Source organism: Noviherbaspirillum sp. (assembly GCF_035654295.1).
Classification (GTDB): Bacteria; Pseudomonadota; Gammaproteobacteria; order Burkholderiales; family Burkholderiaceae_D; genus Noviherbaspirillum.
This window is the reverse complement of the sequence record NZ_DASRXF010000163.1, coordinates 1-15,946: the sequence shown is the minus strand read 5'-3', so window position 1 is coordinate 15,946 and position 15,946 is coordinate 1. Positions and strand designations below refer to the sequence as shown.

Genomic DNA, 15,946 nt, shown 5'->3' with positions numbered 1-15,946 from the left:
AGGATCAAACTCTTCAGTTCAATCTCTGTTGTGGCATTGCTGCCAGGTTCCGAAGAACCGTCGCTCACTCAAAATACTGACAGGTAATTATCTTGCGATTCTTACCTATATTTTTTGTGAGCACTTAATGTTTTAAGTTCTGCGCTGAGTCACCCCAGCGCCGCACTCCCACCAAGCGCCCACACTTATCGGCTGTTACTTTTTAAAGAACTTGTCTGCCCCGGCATCCTTTCGGCGCCGCGCTGCGAATCGTTTTGTTCGTCAGCAGCAGAGAAACGAGATTATGAAGCGTTTTCGATTTCGCGTCAAGCACTTCGTGCATTAACTTGTTCGCGTAACTGCTTCTTTTTGCTCAACTTTTCAGTTTCGCAATCTGCTTTCGGATCGTTCTGTCCGTCAGCAGCAAAGAGATGGGATTATGAGGCGCTTTTCAGAACTCGTCAACTACTTCACTGCGAAATTCCAAAAGCTCTTGCCACAAAAACCACACTACCACCCTCCCGGCACGCTCCGAATTACAGGCAGGCAAACCGCCTTTTCCTGCTCCGTTTCGCGACGGGAGGCGCAATATATCAAAGGTTCCGGAAGCTTGGCAAGCGCTTCTCGATAAAAGCCTTCATTCCCTCTTTTTGGTCCTCGGTGGCGAAGGTGCTATGGAACAGGCGGCGCTCGAACTGAACGCCTTCGTTAAGCGTCGTCTCGTAGGCGCGGTTGATGGATTCCTTTACCATCATGGCGATCGGCAGCGACATGCCGGCGATGGTAGCAGCCGCAGATACCGCCTCGTCCATCAGCTTGTCCGCAGGAACCACTCTCGATACCAAACCGGCGCGCTCAGCTTCGGCCGCGTCCATCATGCGGCCAGTAAGGCACATATCCATTGCTTTCGATTTGGAAACAGCGCGCGGCAAGCGCTGTGTTCCGCCCGCACCCGGAATGGTACCCAGTTTGATTTCCGGCTGGCCGAACTTTGCCGTGTCCGCCGCAATGATGAAATCGCACATCATGGCCAGTTCGCACCCTCCGCCGAGGGCATACCCGGCAACCGCAGCGATGACGGGCTTGCGAATGCGACGGATCTGCTCCCAGTTCCGCGTAATATAGTCGCCTTTGTAAGCGTCCATGAACGAATAGTTGGCCATCGCACCGATGTCGGCGCCGGCGGCGAATGCCTTTTCACTGCCAGTAATCACGATGCAGCCGATGTTCTCGTCGGCGTCGAATGCTGCCAGCGCAGCGCCGAGCTCATCCATCAGCTTGTCATTGAGCGCGTTCAGTGCCTTGGGACGATTCAGCTGGATCACACCTACCTTTTCGCGGGTTTCAACCACAATATTTTCATAGGTCATTCTTATAGTCTCCTGGACAAGAAAGGATGGCCGCCATTGTACCCCTCTCGCCGCACATCCCCGCCAACACCGATAAAACGGGCGAATCGCTCCCTCGCCTCATTGCGCCATATCAAACGAAGGCCGGTCCGAGGGGGTAGCATGAATTTTCGGCAAGCGCCTGTTGCAGCGCCGCTCCGTCCCCCTTTTGCACTCCACTCAGAAAGGCTCTCCATGACGCAATCGACATCCGCTTGGCTACCCACGTCCGATATATCGTCTGGAGTGCCGGCAATGGATCGGTTGCATCACGACATGTTCAACGCCTTGGACGCCCTTTCCTGTGCTGATGACCGGGACTTTCCCACCCAATTCGGCCTATTCGTGAGTACTGCGGAACGACTGTTTCGCAAGGAAGAAGTATGGATGGACGATCTGGACTATCCCGGCCTGCCGACACATCAGGAGGAGCATGCCCGCGTGCTCGGAGCGCTGCATCATGTCCACGCTCAGGTGATGGACGGAGACACCGGCATCGGCAGGCAGGTCGTCAATGAATTGATGCCGCAGTGGCTCTTGTTCCACATAACGACGATGGACTCGCCGTTTGCACTGGCGATGCAGCTTGGCGACGGAGCGCGCGAACCTGCACTGCACGCCTCATAATGCGCGCAGCGGCAACGCGTTTAGCGTGATATCAACACAGGAGGCGCTCCCAGTTTCGGCAGCAGCACCCACATTTGGCCGCGCTGCTTCATCTTGCCTGCCTTCTCGCCTGCGTCACCGCCGAACCCCCAGAAAAAATCCGCACGCACAGGATTCCTGATGGCGCCGCCCGTATCCTGCGCCATCATGAGCCGCTGCAGCGGTATTTCTTTTCCCGGTTGTGTCGTCGCCAGAAATACCGGAACGCCAAGCGGGATGAACTGAGGATCGACAGCGATTGAACGCTGCGGGGTCAAAGGAACACCGAGGGCGCCTTTCGGCCCCTTTTTTGGATCTGCAAGCTTCTCTTCACGGAAGAAAACATAGCTGGGATTAGCGCTGAGCAATTCCTGCTGCCGTGCCGGGTTGGACGCAAACCACGCCTTGATCGACTGCGCGGAAGCCTGATCGAGCGTCATTTCCCCCTTGTCGACAAGGTAGCGGCCGATCGACTTGTAGGGATGCCCATTCTGGTCCGCATACGCAATTCGGATTGTTTCCTTCGTATCCGCCAATTGCACGCGGCCAGACCCTTGCACTTGCAGGAAGAACGCCTCCACCGCGTCGTCAACCCAGACGATCTCCTTGCCGACCAATGCGTTCGACTGCATCATCTCTCCGCGCGTGGGGTAGGGAACCACTTTGTTGCCCACGACGCGTCCGCGCAAGCGCATATTCTTCAGCTCAGGATAGACAGACGAAAGGTCGATGGTCAGCAAGTCGTCCGGCGCGCGGTGCAGCGGGATCTGGAATGCGCCGCCGCGTTTCCGGGCGCCGCGCAACAGCGGCTCGTAATAGCCCGTCACGAGGCCGGTGTCCGATCCATCCTGGTTGAAGACCTGGTAGGGGGTGAAAAACGATTCGAAGAAGGTGCGCACAGCAGTCTCGCTTGCGCCATCCACGCCGGCCGCAACCTGGCAAGGCTCTTTCCAGTCAGATTTCCTGACCAGCACCTCGCACGAGGTGACAAAGGCGGGCCAGGCTTCGCGCAGATTGTCCCTGCCCCAGCCCGGCATCGCCGCGAACGTCGCGGCACGGAACAGCTCTTTGGGCGCCTCTGCCGGCTTCTCCGGCGGCACGGGGGCAACGGGCGGTTTTGCCGGCGGGGCGGGCGGGACCGTCGTACAGGCGGCGATGAATACGGCAATGGCGGAAGCGAGTAGACTTGTGCGGATAACTGACATCGAGGAATACAAATATGTGGCTGTTGATGCTTGAGGCAGGGGTTGCTCTTTTCCTGCTGGTTTTTATCGTCTGGTGGACCCTGCCCAAGAACACGGACCGGAACGCGCCGACGAAACCATTGCCGCCGGACAAAGACAAGCAACCTTAATTCAATGCAGCGTGCGTGGCAATGACAGGATGAATTCCGGAATTACGGCTTCAAACTGCTCGCCGTCTTCCGCCACGCAAAAATAGGTACCCTTCATCGAGCCCTGCGGCGTTGCGAGTGCCGTTCCGCTGGTGTATTCGAACAGTTCGCCGGGCTGCAGCAGCGGCTGGTGCCCGACGACTCCGAGGCCGCGCACCTCTTCCACGCGGTTGTTCGCGTCGACGATGATCCAGTGCCGCGAGATGAGCTGCGCCGGGACCTGGCCGGTGTTCCTGATGGTGATCGTGTAGGCGAACACAAAATTGCTGCGGTCCGGCTCAGATTGCTCCTCCAGGTACTGGGTTTTCACGGATACGGTGAATTCATAGGTGGCCATCTGGATTTCCTTGTTGTTCTTGCACGCTACGGCGGCGACCAGGAAGATTGCAACCGAAAACTGCCATCATTGCAACATATCCCTGCGCAGTCGAACAGGTAAAATAGCGCATTCATTTCAACATTGCTTGTCATGCCTACCTATCGTATTGCCCCCAGCATCCTTTCCGCCGATTTTGCCCGCCTGGGCGAGGAAGTCCGCAATGTCGTCGCCGCTGGCGCCGACATCATCCACTTCGACGTGATGGACAACCATTATGTACCCAACCTGACTGTTGGTCCGCTCGTCTGCGAAGCCATCCGCCCGCACGTGCAGGCGCCGATCGACGTGCACCTGATGGTCAAGCCGGTGGACCGCATCATTCCGGACTTTGCGAAGGCGGGCGCAAACATCATCACCTTCCACCCCGAGGCCTCCGAGCATATCGACCGCTCCCTGCAGCTCATCCGCGACAACGGCTGCAAGGCCGGCCTGGTGTTCAATCCGGCCACGCCGCTGCATTACCTCGACCATGTGATGGACAAGCTGGACATGATCCTGATCATGTCGGTCAATCCGGGCTTCGGCGGCCAGTCCTTCATTCCTGAAGCACTGAAGAAGATTGCCGCCGTGCGCCGCCGCATCGACGAATCCGGCCGCGACATCATGCTCGAGGTGGATGGCGGCATCAAGATCGAGAACATCGCCGCTGCCGCACGTGCCGGCGCCGATACCTTCGTTGCGGGCTCGGCGATTTTCGGCAAGCCGGATTACAAGGCGGTAATCGACGCAATGCGCGCGCAGCTGGCGCAGGCATGAACGCGCCGGAACGCGTGGCACTGAGCGGAATCCGCGCGGCCATCATCGACCTCGACGGGACGATGGTGCACACCGCGCCGGACTTCCATGTCGCAGTCAACCGGATGCGCGCGGACCTCGGCCTCGCGCCCATCGATATCGAAACGATCACCCATTTCGTCGGCAAGGGCACGGAAAACCTGATGCGCCGCGTGCTCGCGGTCGACTACGGTCCGGAGGCCGTGGAGCGGCATTTCGAGACGGCGCTGGCTTCGTACATGAAGCACTATGTGGCGATCAACGGGGCTTACTCGGAGGTGTATCCGGGGGTGCGCGAAGGGCTGGAGGCGTTTCGCGCCAAACGCGTCAGGTTGGCGTGCGTGACCAACAAGCCGCTCGGCTTCGCCGTCGAACTCCTCGAAAAGACCGGCCTCCACGCGTATTTCGAAGTGGTGTACGGCGGCGATTCACTGCCCCGGAAGAAGCCTGACCCCTTGCCGCTGCTGACGGTATGCCAGGATTTCGGCCTGCAACCGGACGAGGTGGTGGCGATCGGCGACTCCTCGAATGACGCGCAGGCCGCGCGGGCGGCCGGGTGCAAGGTCCTGAATGTGCCATACGGGTACAATCATGGCGAACCTATACATGGCGTCGATTCCGATGGTATAGTTCCAACGCTGCTTGACGCAGCACATCTTGTTTCCGCATAACCTATCGACATGTTTCTCGACAAAAAACGTGACGTGACTGCAGTGGGCCGCTATGAGGCCTGGCTGTGGCGACGCTGGCAATCCTGGACTGTATAGCCCACATTGCCGCTGACCGCATTTGCCTTCCGCTTTGCTGGTTAGCAACGTTTTTTTGACACCCCCCGCTATTGGCGTCCCGTTCTACAATAGCGCCCGGAGAGAAACATGACTGAACTCGAATTCAAATCGCTGGCCGCTGAAGGCTACAACCGTATTCCGCTCATCGCCGAAGCCTTTGCGGACCTCGAAACGCCGCTCACGCTTTACCTGAAGCTGGCCCAGACCCAGAACACCGGCAAGAACACATTCCTGCTCGAATCCGTGGTCGGAGGCGAGCGCTTCGGGCGCTATTCCTTTATTGGCCTGCCGGCGTCGACACTCATGCGCAGCTACGGCACCAGGACCGAAGTTGTGAAGAACGGCACGGTGGTCGAGACGCACGAAGGCAATCCGCTCGAATTCATCGCCGAATTCCAGTCGCGCTACAAGGCCGCGATCCGTCCGGGCATGCCGCGCTTCTGCGGCGGACTGGCGGGGTACTTCGGCTATGACACCGTACGCCATATCGAAAAGCGGCTGGCCCATTCGGCGCCGCCCGACGACCTTGGCCTGCCTGACATCCAGCTGCTGGTGACGGAAGAGCTCGCGGTCATCGACAACCTGTCCGGCAAGCTTTACCTGATCGTTTATGCCGATCCGACGCAAGCCGAAGCCTATTCGAAGGCCCGCCAGCGACTGAAGGACCTGCGCGCGATGCTTCGCCGCGCGGTCGACGTGCCGGTCACCTCGGCATCGGTGCGCACAGATACCATGCGCGAGTTCGACAAGCCGGACTACCTGAAGGCTGTCGACAAGGCGAAGGAATACATCATGGCCGGCGACCTGATGCAGGTGCAGGTCGGCCAGCGGCTGAAAAAGCCTTACGTCGACGCGCCGCTGTCGCTGTACCGTGCGTTGCGCTCGCTGAATCCCTCGCCCTACATGTACTTCTACAACTTCGGCGACATGCAGATCGTCGGCGCCTCGCCGGAGATCCTGGTGCGCAACGAGCAGACGAACGAAGGCAAGAAGAAAGTCACAATCCGGCCGCTCGCCGGCACACGCCCCCGCGGCACCACTCCCGAGAAGGATGCGCAGCTGGCGAAGGAACTGCTGGCCGATCCGAAGGAGATCGCGGAGCATGTGATGCTCATCGACCTCGCCCGCAACGACATCGGCCGCATCGCCGAAACCGGCAGCGTGAAGGTGACGGACAAGCTGGTGATCGAAAAATACTCCCACGTGCAGCACATCGTGTCGAACGTGGAAGGCACGCTCAAGCCCGGCCTGTCGAACCTCGATGTGCTGAAGGCCACCTTCCCCGCCGGCACCCTGTCCGGCGCGCCGAAGGTACGTGCGATGGAAATCATTGACGAACTCGAGCCGACCAAGCGCGGCATTTATGGCGGCGCATGCGGCTACCTGTCGTTCGGCGGGGAGATGGACCTCGCCATTGCAATCCGCACCGGCGTCATCAAGGAAGGCATGCTGTACGTGCAGGCCGCCGCCGGCGTGGTCGCCGACTCGATACCCGAGATGGAATGGCAGGAAACGGAAAACAAGGCACGCGCCGTATTGCGTGCCGCCGAGCAGGTGCAGGATGGCCTGGATGGGGAGATCTGACATGCTGCTGATGATTGATAACTACGACTCCTTCACCTACAACCTCGTCCAGTACTTCGGCGAACTCGGTGAAGATGTGCGGACCGTCCGCAACGATGAAATCACACTCGAACAGATCGCGGCGATGAAGCCGGACCGCATCTGCATTTCGCCCGGCCCCTGCACGCCGCACGAAGCCGGCGTGTCGGTCCCGCTGCTGAAGGAATTCGCGGGCAAGCTGCCGATCCTTGGCGTCTGCCTCGGCCATCAAAGCATCGGCGCCGCGTTCGGCGGCAAGGTGATCCGCGCCAAACAGGTCATGCACGGCAAGACCTCCGTCATTTCGCATACCGGCGCCGGCGTCTTCAAGGACCTGCCGAGCCCCTACACCATCATCCGCTACCACTCGCTGGCTATCGAGCGCGCGTCGCTTCCGGATTGCCTGGAGGTGACGGCATGGACCGAGGACGGCGAGATCATGGGCGTGCGGCACAAGCATTACCAGATTGAAGGCGTGCAGTTCCATCCGGAGTCCATCCTTTCGGAACACGGCCACTCGCTGTTGAAGAATTTCCTGACTATCTGAGACGGAGCCACGCCATGCCGATTACGCCGCAAGAAGCGCTGCTACGCTGTATCGAACACCGCGAGATCTTCCACGATGAAATGCTGGCGCTGTTCCGCAAGATCATGGGCGGCGAAATGTCGCCGGTCATGATCGCGGCACTGACGATGGGCCTGCGAGTGAAGAAGGAAACCATCGGCGAGATTGCCGCGGCGGCGCAGGTGATGCGCGAGTTCGCGACGAAGGTACCGCTGGCCGATACCAGCAACCTGCTCGATATCGTCGGCACCGGCGGCGACGGCGCCCATACCTTCAATATCTCAACCGCATCGATGTTCGTCGTCGCGGCGGCGGGCGTGCGCGTCGCCAAGCACGGCGGGCGCAGCGTGTCCTCGTCGTCCGGTAGCGCGGATGTGCTGGAGTCGCTGGGCGCTAATATCAATCTCAAGCCCGAGCAGGTCGCCCAATCCATCGAGCAGACCGGCATCGGCTTCATGTTCGCGCCGAACCATCATGCGGCGATGAAGCATGCGGCACCGGTGCGCAAGGAACTCGGCGTCCGGACCATCTTCAATATCCTCGGCCCGCTGACCAACCCGGCCGGCGCGCCCAATATCCTGATGGGCGTTTTCCATCCCGACCTGGTCGGTATCCAGGTCCGGGTCCTGCAGCGTCTCGGCGCGAAGCATGCGCTGGTGGTCTGGGGCCGCGACAATATGGATGAAGTGTCTCTCGGTGCGGCAACCATGGTCGGCGAACTGGTCGATGGGCAAGTCCGCGAATATGAAATCCATCCGGAAGACTTCGGCCTGCAGATGGTCGCCAGCCGCAACCTGAAAGTGTCCGGCGCGGAAGAGTCCAAGCAGAAAATCTACGAAGCACTCGACAACACTCCGGGACCGGTCCGCGACATCGTCGTGCTCAATGCGGGCACCGCGCTTTACGCGGCCGGCGCCGTGAATTCCATCGGCGACGGCTTGATGAAAGCGCGCGAGGTCCTCGCCTCCGGCGCGGCCCGTGCAAAGCTGAACCAATTTGTGCAAGCGACGCAGCAACTCGGCGCCGCCAACTGATTCATCATGTCCGACATTCTGAAGAAAATCCTCGACGTCAAAGCGGACGAGGTCGCCGCAGCGAAGAAACAGCAAGACCTCGCGAGCCTGCGCCGCGACGTGGAGAGCAATACCGAAGCGCGGCAGGCACTGCGCGGATTCGAAGCCAGCCTGCGGGCGAAGATCCATTCGGGCCAGGCCGGCGTGATCGCCGAGGTGAAGAAGGCCTCGCCTTCCAAGGGCATCCTGCGCCCGGACTTCCGCCCGGCGGAAATCGCCGAGAGCTACGCAAGCCATGGGGCAGCATGTCTCTCGGTGCTCACGGACGTGCAGTTTTTCCAGGGCGCACCGGAGTACCTGCAGCAGGCGCGCGCTGCCTGCGACCTGCCTGTCCTGCGCAAGGATTTCATCGTCGACCTGTACCAGGTTTACGAAGCACGCTCCTGGGGAGCGGACTGCATCCTGCTGATCGTGTCAGCACTGGACCACGGCTTGATGGCGGAACTCGAAGCCTGCGCGCATGAACTCGGCATGGGCGTGCTGGTCGAGGTGCACGATGGCGACGAGCTGACGGCGGCGCTGAAATTGAAGACAGCGATGGTCGGCATCAATAATCGCAACCTGCGCACCTTTGAAACATCGCTGCAGACCACCATCGGCCTGTTGCCGCGCATCCCGCCGGAAAAAATGGTCGTTACCGAGTCCGGCATTCTCAAGCCGGAGGACGTGAAGCTGATGCGCGATGCCGACGTCCATGCCTTCCTCGTCGGCGAAGCCTTCATGCGCGCGCCCGACCCGGGCGCGGAACTGAGCCGGCTTTTCGCAGGCTGATCAGCCCGCAGTACCCAGCCATGCGGCACGCGCACGTGCGACAGCCGCGGGCTTGGACTGCGGGGTGAATGCAAGCTGCGGCGCCTCGTCGGACGCCAGCGTGGCCGTGAACGCCATCAATTCGTCGCGGCGGAATACATGCAGCACCACATCGTCCCCTGACTTGTAGCGCGACAGCAGTGCTTCGAGATTCGTTGCCGATACCCGCAACCCATCGATGGCAATGAGAATGTCGCCGGCGGAAATGCCTGCCTCATGTGCCGGCCCGCCCTCATAGACATTGGCCACCTTGCAGTCATTGCCGTCCTTCGAAGTACGGATGCCCAGCGCGGGTTTTTGGTTCTTGCGCCCATCCGCCGCTTCCACGCCGAACGGAGCAAGCAGCCTGGCGAGCGGGATGTCCTCGGTGCCGCGGACATAACGGTCGAAGAAGCGCTTGAGCTTCAGGCCGGTCACCTCGTCGAACAAGGCTTCGACATCGGCTTCCGACACGCCGATCCCTTCGCCCTCGTAAAATTCGCGTCCGTAGCGCTGCCAGAGCGTGCGCATCACATCGTCGAGCGACTTCCTGCCGCGAGTCTCGGCGCGGATTGTGAGGTCAAGCGCCAAGCCGACCAGCGAGCCTTTGGCGTAATAGCTGACGATCGCGTTCGGTGAATTTTCATCCTGGCGGTAGTACTTGGTCCAGGCGTCGAAGCTCGATTCGGCGACACTCTGCTTGGTGCGCCCGCTGCCGCGCAGCACGCCGTTGACGGTCTTGGCGATGAGCTTGAAATAGGCGGCTTCGTCGATCAGGCCGCTGCGCACAAGCATGAGGTCATCGTAATAGCTGGTGAATCCCTCGAAGAGCCAAAGCAGCGTGGTGTAGCCTTCGGTGCGCAGGTCGTAAGGTGCGAACACGTCCGGCTTGATGCGCTTGACGTTCCAGGTATGGAAGTACTCATGGCTGCACAGGCCGAGGTAGGTGCGATACCCTTCGCTCATCTCCTTCTGCCCTTTGACGGGAAGATCGTTGCGCGAGCAGATCAGCGCCGTCGATGCCCGGTGCTCCAGGCCGCCGTAGCCGTCGCCGACGGCAAGCGTCATGAACACGTAGCGTTTCATGGGCGCACGCCGCGATGCCGGCTCGAACAGGGCAATCTGCGCCTCGCAGACCTTCTTCAGGTCGGCAGTGAGGCGCGCCATGTCGAGATTCGGCACGCGGCCGGTAATGACGATGTCGTGCGGGACGCCATGCGCCTTGAAGGTCGCCAGCTCGAAGGTGCCCATTTCCACGGGCGAGTCGATCAACTCATCGTAATCCGCGGCGATGTAGGTGCCGAAGCCGTAACGCTTGGCTTTCAGCTCCGGCAGCGCCGTGGCCACGCGCCATGCCTGGTAGAGGTCGCCGGCGGGCCGCTGAATCTCGACGACGTGCGGAAGATGTTCCTTGCCTTGCACGGCCAGGAATACACTGGTGCCGTTGAAGAAGCCGTGCGTCTGGTCGAGATGCGCCGCGCGCACCGACAAGTCCCATGCGTAGAGCTCGTAGGTGAGCGTGATGCTCCTGTCGCAAGGTTCAGCCTGCCAGGTATGCTTGTCCAGCTTGTTGAGCGCGATGGCTTTGCCTTGCGACGCGGCCGAGATGCGCACGATGTTGCGGGCAAATTCGCGGATCATGTAGCTTCCCGGAATCCATGCCGGCAGCACGAAGACCTGGCCTTCCGCGGCAGGCGCCGGCACGGTCAGCGTCACCTCGAACAGGTGGGCGGCGGGATCCTTGGGGAGGATGGTGTATTGAATGGTATTTTTCATGCGAATCCTATCCTCTGACGTTGGCGGCAATGACGGACAAGGCGAGCGCGGCGACAACCGCGCAGGTCAGCCTGAAGCGCAGGCGCAGGAACCAGTCGGGCATGCGATACCAGCCGAGCAGGCGCTTGTCGACCTGGTAGGCGACGATGAAACCGGCCATCAGCACGGCGAATCCGAAGCCGCCCATGAGCGTGGCCGACCAGGCAAGCACCGGCGGCAATACGCTCCAGACAAAGGCCTTGCGCGTTTGTTCCTCCGTCAATCCAGTCGTCAGGATGGCGGCGCTCATGTGCATGCCGCCGAGGAAGGAAAGGATCGCGATACCGTAGGCGAGCTGGCCGCGGATGAAGTAGCCGAGCCAGTCGACCTGCACGATCCAGCAGGCGAGCATGAGGAGCAGGAAGGGGGCAAGACCGGCGATGCCGGCCAGTTGGGCGAAGCGCTTGTTCAGGAATTGGTTGTTCATGCGGGTAGCCGTTGAGGCACGATGGCCGACAGCCGCATAGTGTAGCCGGATTGTCCGGGCCGGGCTTAATCAGGGGATGGCAAGTCGCCGGGCGTGTCGATGTCGCGCAGGATGCCGGGATCGTCGACCTCGACCGCAGTGACCGGATGGCTGACGAGCAGGCGGCGCGCGCCTTCATCGCCATGCAGGGCAAGCAGTTCGTCGAGGTGGACGCGCGCGAACGCGACTGGATTCCCGCGCCTGCCATTCACGTATGGCGCGGCAATGGTGGCCCCCTTTTCCACGGCTTCGGCCAGTACGCTGACGGTACCCGGCCGCACAAAGGGCATGTCGGCCAGAGCAAGCACCCAGCCGCGCGCGGCTGGTGCCTCACGCAATCCATGCACCAGCGATGCGGCCATGCCCTCGCCCGCATCCGGGCACGTTGTCACTATGCAGCCGGCTTCCTTCAAGCGCACACCAAGCTGCTCGTTGCCGGGACGGATAACTGCAATGACAGCCGGCAAAGCCGCAAGCAACACCTTGGCCGACGCCACCGCCACCTCGTCCCCGCCGGGAAGCGTTTGCAGCAGCTTGTTGCGCCGCCCCGACGCGTCGAAACGGCTGCCGCTTCCCGCAGCGAGCAGGATGCCGACGAAAGTATCAGGCGAGGGTTTTTGCTGCATCCTTGATCGCCGCGCGGATGCGCTGGTAAGTACCGCAGCGGCAGATATTGCCGCTCATGGCGGCATCGATATCCGAGTCGGTGGGCGTGTGCTTGGCGCGCAGCAGGGCGGTCGCGGCCATCACCTGCCCGCTCTGGCAATACCCGCATTGCGGCACATCGTGCCTGACCCAGGCCTCCTGAACAGCCTTGCCGATGCGGTCGGCCTCCATCGCTTCGATGGTGGTGATCTTCTTGCCGGCGGCGTTCGAAATGGGCGTGATGCAGGAGCGGATCGGCTGGCCGTCGAGATGCACTGTGCAGGCGCCGCACAGCGCGGCGCCACAGCCGAATTTGGTGCCGGTCATGCCGAGGTTGTCGCGCAGCGCCCAGAGTACCGGGGTGGACGGATCTGCATCCACCTGCACATCGCGCCCATTGACGTTGAGTGTGACCATGAAATTTTCCTTGTTATGCGTTGACGTTGACCACCAGCCTTCCCCGCACCTTGCCGGCGAGGATGTCGTGCGCGCTATCCAGAGCCTGGCGCAAGGTGATTTCCTTCGTGATCCGGTCCAGCTTCGCGGTATCGAGATCGCGCGCCAGTCTTTGCCACGCGTCGAGACGCTTCGCCTTGGGCGCCATGACGCTGTCGATTCCGATCAGCTTCACGCTTCGCAGGATGAAGGGCGCCACGCTTGCCGGGAGGTCCAGCCCCTGCGCTAGTCCACATGCCGCCACTGCGCCGCCGTAACGCGTCTGCGCGAGGGCATTGGCAAGAGTGTGCGACCCGACCGAGTCGACCACACCGGCCCAGCGCTCCTTCTGCAAGGGCTTTCCCGGCGCGGACAATTCCGCCCGATCGATGACATCCGTCGCGCCCAGCGATTTCAGGTAATCCGCCTCGCCGAGCTTGCCAGTCGATGCGACGACCCGGTAGCCCCACGCGGAAAGGATGGCGATTGCGATGCTACCCACGCCGCCCGATGCGCCGGTGACGAGAATATCGCCGCTATCCTTGGCCACGCCCTGCTCCTGCAGCGCCGTCGCACACAGCATCGCCGTGTAGCCTGCTGTCCCGATTGCCATCGCTGCCCGTGCGGTCATTCCGGAAGGCAGCGGGATCAGCCAGTCCCCCTTCAGCTTCGCGCGCTGCGCGAGGCAGCCCATGTGCGCTTCGCCCACACCCCAGCCGTTAAGGATGAAGGTATCCCCGGCCTTCCAGTCGGGATGGGATGAGGCGATGACGTCACCGGCCCCGTCGATACCCGGCACCATCGGCCATTTGCGCACGACAGGCGACTTGCCGGTAATGGCAAGACCGTCCTTGTAGTTGATCGTCGAATAGTCGACGCGCACGGTGACGTCGCCGTCCGCAGGCAACTGGGCGTCGTCGAGCTGGGTCAGGCTGGCATCTGTCGTGCCATCTTCCTTCCTGTTGAGCAGAATCGCATTGAACATTGCTTGTCTCCTTGTTGGGACTGCCGGGTCTTATTTTGGAGTAAAAAAATGGCGCGCCTCTTGCGAGTGCGCGCCATTCGAAGGATTCCTCTACTGCGTGTTACCTCATGGAAGCAAGCTTGGCCTCCAGAGCCTTCTGGTCCACGGCACCGGGGATGCGGGTGCCGTCTGTGAAGAACACGGTCGGGGTGCCCGTCACCTTCATCTTCTGCCCCAGCGCCAGGACCTTGTCGTGCGGCGCGGTGCAGTTGGCCGGGGCCTGCTCGGGCTGCTTGCCCTTCAGCATCCAGTCGTCCCAAGCCTTGGCGCGGTCGGCGGAACACCAGATGTTGCGGGACTTGGTGACGGAGTCCTCCGACAGGATGTTGTACATGAAAGTGTAGACCGTGACGTTGTCCATGTCATTGAGCGTCTGGCGGAAGCGCTTGCAATAACCGCAGTTCGGATCCTCGAACACGGCGATCACGCGCTTGCCGTTGCCCCTCACCATCTTCAGCGCGGAGTCGAACGGCAGGTCGGAGAACTTGATCTTGTTGATCTCGTCCAGGCGCGCCTTGGTTTGGTCCTGGAAGGTCTTGGTGTCGACGATGCGGCCGATGAACAGATATTCGCCCTTGGCATCGGTATAGAAGATGTCGCCGCCGACGCGCACCTCGTACAGGCCGCCATAAGGCGTCCTGGTGATGGACTCGATCTTGGCGCCGTCCCCCAGGCGCGGCTCGATCGCCTTGCGGATCGCAGCTTCCTGCGCGGATTGCGCCATTGCGGCACCAGCCGCCAGCGTAAAAGCAGCCAGTGCCGCAAATTGATTCAGTTTCATCATGTGAGGTATGCCTTTGTTAGGTCTTTAGGTTCGTTTTCCCATTGCGTGGGAAATCAGCGCCCGCTTTATGACAGGCAATTTGTTGACAAGGTTCAATCCCAGGTTGCGGGCAATGCGGACCGGTTCGAAGTCGGTCGAGAACAGGCGCTCCAGGCCATCGGTCGCCAGTTGCATGAGGAAGATGTCCTCCTTGCGTGCTCTTGCATAGCGGCCGAGAACGCGCTCGTCGCCGCAATCGCGATGTGCTTCACGCTCTGCGACCGCCTGGATCAAGGCTTCCACGTCGGCGAACCCGAGGTTCATCCCGTGTCCGGCCAGCGGATGCACGACATGGGCTGCATCGCCGACCAGCGCCACGCGCGGCGCAACGATCGAATGCGGGCGCATCAGGGTGAGCGGGAATGCCTTGACCACTTCGGGCTGCACCGGCCGCAGTTGTCCAAGCCGCTCGCCGGAGAGTGCCGTCAGGCGTTCCGCCATTTGCGTCAGCGATTCCCCAAGCAGGGTTTGCGCGAGCAATTCCGGCGCCGACCAGACCAGCGAAACCCGATTTCCGGGCAATGGCAGCAGCGCAACGATCCCTTCCGACGCGGTGAACCACTGGAAGGCGGTGCCGTGGTGCGGCTTGTCGCATTCGAAATTCGTGACGATGGCGCGCTGGCCGTAGGAGCGGTAATCGATGCCGATGTCGCATTGGCCGCGCACCCAGGACTGGGCACCATCGGCCCCGACCACCAGGGAGGCTTCCAGCACATCGCCATTGTCCAGACGCACACGTGCCGCCTGTTGATCGGTATGCAATTCGACAGCGCGCCCCGTCACCTTGCGCAGGTTGGGCGCGAACTTGAGCGCGGCATCCAGCGCGCCGGCGAGATTGCTGTCCTCGACGATCCAGGCCAGGGCGCCGGTCCGTGCGCCATAAGCGTCGAAAACCAGGTTGCCTGCCTGCGCCCCATCGCCCTTGACGTCCATCGCGTCCACGGCTGCGACGCGGGAGGCGTCGAGCGCCTGCCAGACCTTGAGCGAGGTCAGCAGTTCATATGCGACGTGGTTCAGCGCATAGACGCGCACGTCCCAACTGGCTGTACCGGCGGTTTCCGCGCCGCCCGCCGGCGGAACGAGCAGCGTCACGGACAGGCCGGCCTGCGCAAAGCCGAGCGCCGCAGCCTTGCCGACCGCGCCGTTGCCGATGACACAGATATTGCTTTGAATTTGCATGGAATAAGTACCTGCAGAAGACACAATTGTCAGTAGATTCCAGGGCCATTATAGCCGTTCAAAAACTTCAGCTCGCAAAAAAGTCTTGCATATTCCGATAGCTTTGCTATACTTGCGCGCCTTGGCCTGGTAGCTCAGTTGGTAGAGCAGAGGATTGAAAATCCTTGTGTCGGTGGTTCGATTC

18 protein-coding genes are annotated in these 15,946 nt (G+C 61.2%); 8 read left to right on the top strand and 10 right to left on the bottom strand.

What is annotated here, in order from left to right; genetic code table 11:
* Positions 1-572: 572 nt before the first annotated feature.
* Complete coding sequence (locus VFF99_RS15945) at positions 573-1,349, bottom strand: enoyl-CoA hydratase (RefSeq protein ID WP_325019598.1); 777 nt, start codon at positions 1,347-1,349, stop codon at positions 573-575.
* Positions 1,350-1,622: 273 nt separating this feature from the next.
* On the opposite strand from VFF99_RS15945, the gene VFF99_RS15940 reads away from it, so the two are divergent.
* The gene (locus VFF99_RS15940; protein ID WP_325019596.1) at positions 1,623-1,994 is read left to right on the top strand and encodes a hemerythrin family protein; all 372 of its coding nucleotides are present in this window, start codon (positions 1,623-1,625) and stop codon (positions 1,992-1,994) included.
* Positions 1,995-2,014: 20 nt separating this feature from the next.
* Here the strand turns inward: VFF99_RS15940 and VFF99_RS15935 are convergent, their stop codons facing one another.
* Positions 2,015-3,217 carry a murein transglycosylase A gene (locus VFF99_RS15935; RefSeq protein WP_325019601.1) on the bottom strand — a complete coding sequence of 401 codons (1,203 nt, stop codon included), beginning with the start codon at positions 3,215-3,217 and terminating at the stop codon, positions 2,015-2,017.
* A 14-nt stretch (positions 3,218-3,231) separates the two neighbouring features.
* Here VFF99_RS15935 and VFF99_RS15930 point away from each other — a divergent pair, with 14 nt between their 5' ends.
* Positions 3,232-3,366, top strand: a complete 135-nt coding sequence (locus VFF99_RS15930) for a hypothetical protein (RefSeq protein ID WP_325019594.1) — start codon at positions 3,232-3,234, stop codon at positions 3,364-3,366.
* A 1-nt stretch (position 3,367) separates the two neighbouring features.
* On the opposite strand, the gene apaG is transcribed toward VFF99_RS15930, so the two are convergent.
* Positions 3,368-3,742 carry a Co2+/Mg2+ efflux protein ApaG gene (gene apaG, locus VFF99_RS15925; RefSeq protein WP_325019592.1) on the bottom strand — a complete coding sequence of 125 codons (375 nt, stop codon included), beginning with the start codon at positions 3,740-3,742 and terminating at the stop codon, positions 3,368-3,370.
* A gap of 132 nt (positions 3,743-3,874) precedes the next feature.
* On the opposite strand from apaG, the gene rpe reads away from it, so the two are divergent.
* From rpe to trpC, 6 genes are all read left to right on the top strand, one after another.
* Positions 3,875-4,540 (top strand): ribulose-phosphate 3-epimerase, encoded by a 666-nt coding sequence (gene rpe, locus VFF99_RS15920; RefSeq protein ID WP_325019590.1) that lies wholly within the window; start codon positions 3,875-3,877, stop codon positions 4,538-4,540.
* On the top strand, positions 4,537-5,229 hold the full coding sequence (locus VFF99_RS15915; protein ID WP_325019589.1) for a phosphoglycolate phosphatase: 693 nt from the start codon (positions 4,537-4,539) through the stop codon (positions 5,227-5,229). Before rpe ends, VFF99_RS15915 begins: the two co-directional genes overlap by 4 nt.
* 204 nt (positions 5,230-5,433) lie before the next feature.
* The gene (gene trpE, locus VFF99_RS15910) at positions 5,434-6,930 is read left to right on the top strand and encodes an anthranilate synthase component I (RefSeq protein WP_325019587.1); all 1,497 of its coding nucleotides are present in this window, start codon (positions 5,434-5,436) and stop codon (positions 6,928-6,930) included.
* A 1-nt stretch (position 6,931) separates the two neighbouring features.
* On the top strand, positions 6,932-7,495 hold the full coding sequence (locus VFF99_RS15905) for an aminodeoxychorismate/anthranilate synthase component II (RefSeq protein WP_325019586.1): 564 nt from the start codon (positions 6,932-6,934) through the stop codon (positions 7,493-7,495).
* 14 nt (positions 7,496-7,509) lie between these two features.
* Complete coding sequence (gene trpD, locus VFF99_RS15900; RefSeq protein WP_325019585.1) at positions 7,510-8,547, top strand: anthranilate phosphoribosyltransferase; 1,038 nt, start codon at positions 7,510-7,512, stop codon at positions 8,545-8,547.
* Positions 8,548-8,553: 6 nt separating this feature from the next.
* A complete protein-coding gene (trpC, locus tag VFF99_RS15895) occupies positions 8,554-9,357 on the top strand; it encodes an indole-3-glycerol phosphate synthase TrpC (RefSeq protein ID WP_325019583.1) in 804 nt (267 codons plus the stop codon).
* On the opposite strand, the gene VFF99_RS15890 is transcribed toward trpC, so the two are convergent.
* The 7 genes from VFF99_RS15890 to VFF99_RS15860 all read right to left on the bottom strand — a co-directional run bounded on the left by VFF99_RS15890 (position 9,358) and on the right by VFF99_RS15860 (position 15,762).
* Complete coding sequence (locus tag VFF99_RS15890) at positions 9,358-11,151, bottom strand: M61 family metallopeptidase (RefSeq protein WP_325019582.1); 1,794 nt, start codon at positions 11,149-11,151, stop codon at positions 9,358-9,360.
* 7 nt (positions 11,152-11,158) lie between these two features.
* Positions 11,159-11,617, bottom strand: coding sequence for a DUF3429 domain-containing protein (locus VFF99_RS15885; protein WP_325019580.1), 459 nt, complete (start codon positions 11,615-11,617; stop codon positions 11,159-11,161).
* A 65-nt stretch (positions 11,618-11,682) separates the two neighbouring features.
* On the bottom strand, positions 11,683-12,282 hold the full coding sequence (locus VFF99_RS15880; protein ID WP_325019578.1) for a nucleotidyltransferase family protein: 600 nt from the start codon (positions 12,280-12,282) through the stop codon (positions 11,683-11,685).
* On the bottom strand, positions 12,260-12,718 hold the full coding sequence (locus VFF99_RS15875) for a (2Fe-2S)-binding protein (RefSeq protein WP_325019577.1): 459 nt from the start codon (positions 12,716-12,718) through the stop codon (positions 12,260-12,262). The genes VFF99_RS15880 and VFF99_RS15875 overlap by 23 nt, the downstream gene beginning before the upstream one ends.
* A 13-nt stretch (positions 12,719-12,731) precedes the next feature.
* On the bottom strand, positions 12,732-13,721 hold the full coding sequence (locus VFF99_RS15870; protein ID WP_325019575.1) for an MDR family oxidoreductase: 990 nt from the start codon (positions 13,719-13,721) through the stop codon (positions 12,732-12,734).
* 100 nt (positions 13,722-13,821) lie between these two features.
* On the bottom strand, positions 13,822-14,541 hold the full coding sequence (locus VFF99_RS15865; RefSeq protein ID WP_325019599.1) for a DsbC family protein: 720 nt from the start codon (positions 14,539-14,541) through the stop codon (positions 13,822-13,824).
* 27 nt (positions 14,542-14,568) lie between these two features.
* Positions 14,569-15,762: a UbiH/UbiF family hydroxylase gene (locus VFF99_RS15860; RefSeq protein ID WP_325019573.1), complete on the bottom strand. Its 1,194-nt coding sequence runs from the start codon at positions 15,760-15,762 to the stop codon at positions 14,569-14,571.
* Positions 15,763-15,946 lie beyond the last annotated feature (184 nt).

Coding starts and splice junctions, on each gene's coding strand:
- VFF99_RS15870 (WP_325019575.1), bottom strand. CDS start 13,721: ATGTTCAATGCGATTCTGCTCAACAGGAAGGAAGATGGCACGACAGAT.
- VFF99_RS15880 (WP_325019578.1), bottom strand. CDS start 12,282: ATGCAGCAAAAACCCTCGCCTGATACTTTCGTCGGCATCCTGCTCGCT.
- VFF99_RS15930 (WP_325019594.1), top strand. CDS start 3,232: ATGTGGCTGTTGATGCTTGAGGCAGGGGTTGCTCTTTTCCTGCTGGTT.
- trpC (WP_325019583.1), top strand. CDS start 8,554: ATGTCCGACATTCTGAAGAAAATCCTCGACGTCAAAGCGGACGAGGTC.
- trpE (WP_325019587.1), top strand. CDS start 5,434: ATGACTGAACTCGAATTCAAATCGCTGGCCGCTGAAGGCTACAACCGT.
- VFF99_RS15905 (WP_325019586.1), top strand. CDS start 6,932: ATGCTGCTGATGATTGATAACTACGACTCCTTCACCTACAACCTCGTC.
- VFF99_RS15865 (WP_325019599.1), bottom strand. CDS start 14,541: ATGAAACTGAATCAATTTGCGGCACTGGCTGCTTTTACGCTGGCGGCT.
- VFF99_RS15885 (WP_325019580.1), bottom strand. CDS start 11,617: ATGAACAACCAATTCCTGAACAAGCGCTTCGCCCAACTGGCCGGCATC.
- VFF99_RS15915 (WP_325019589.1), top strand. CDS start 4,537: ATGAACGCGCCGGAACGCGTGGCACTGAGCGGAATCCGCGCGGCCATC.
- apaG (WP_325019592.1), bottom strand. CDS start 3,742: ATGGCCACCTATGAATTCACCGTATCCGTGAAAACCCAGTACCTGGAG.
- VFF99_RS15940 (WP_325019596.1), top strand. CDS start 1,623: ATGGATCGGTTGCATCACGACATGTTCAACGCCTTGGACGCCCTTTCC.
- VFF99_RS15860 (WP_325019573.1), bottom strand. CDS start 15,762: ATGCAAATTCAAAGCAATATCTGTGTCATCGGCAACGGCGCGGTCGGC.
- VFF99_RS15945 (WP_325019598.1), bottom strand. CDS start 1,349: ATGACCTATGAAAATATTGTGGTTGAAACCCGCGAAAAGGTAGGTGTG.
- VFF99_RS15890 (WP_325019582.1), bottom strand. CDS start 11,151: ATGAAAAATACCATTCAATACACCATCCTCCCCAAGGATCCCGCCGCC.
- rpe (WP_325019590.1), top strand. CDS start 3,875: ATGCCTACCTATCGTATTGCCCCCAGCATCCTTTCCGCCGATTTTGCC.
- trpD (WP_325019585.1), top strand. CDS start 7,510: ATGCCGATTACGCCGCAAGAAGCGCTGCTACGCTGTATCGAACACCGC.
- VFF99_RS15875 (WP_325019577.1), bottom strand. CDS start 12,718: ATGGTCACACTCAACGTCAATGGGCGCGATGTGCAGGTGGATGCAGAT.
- VFF99_RS15935 (WP_325019601.1), bottom strand. CDS start 3,217: ATGTCAGTTATCCGCACAAGTCTACTCGCTTCCGCCATTGCCGTATTC.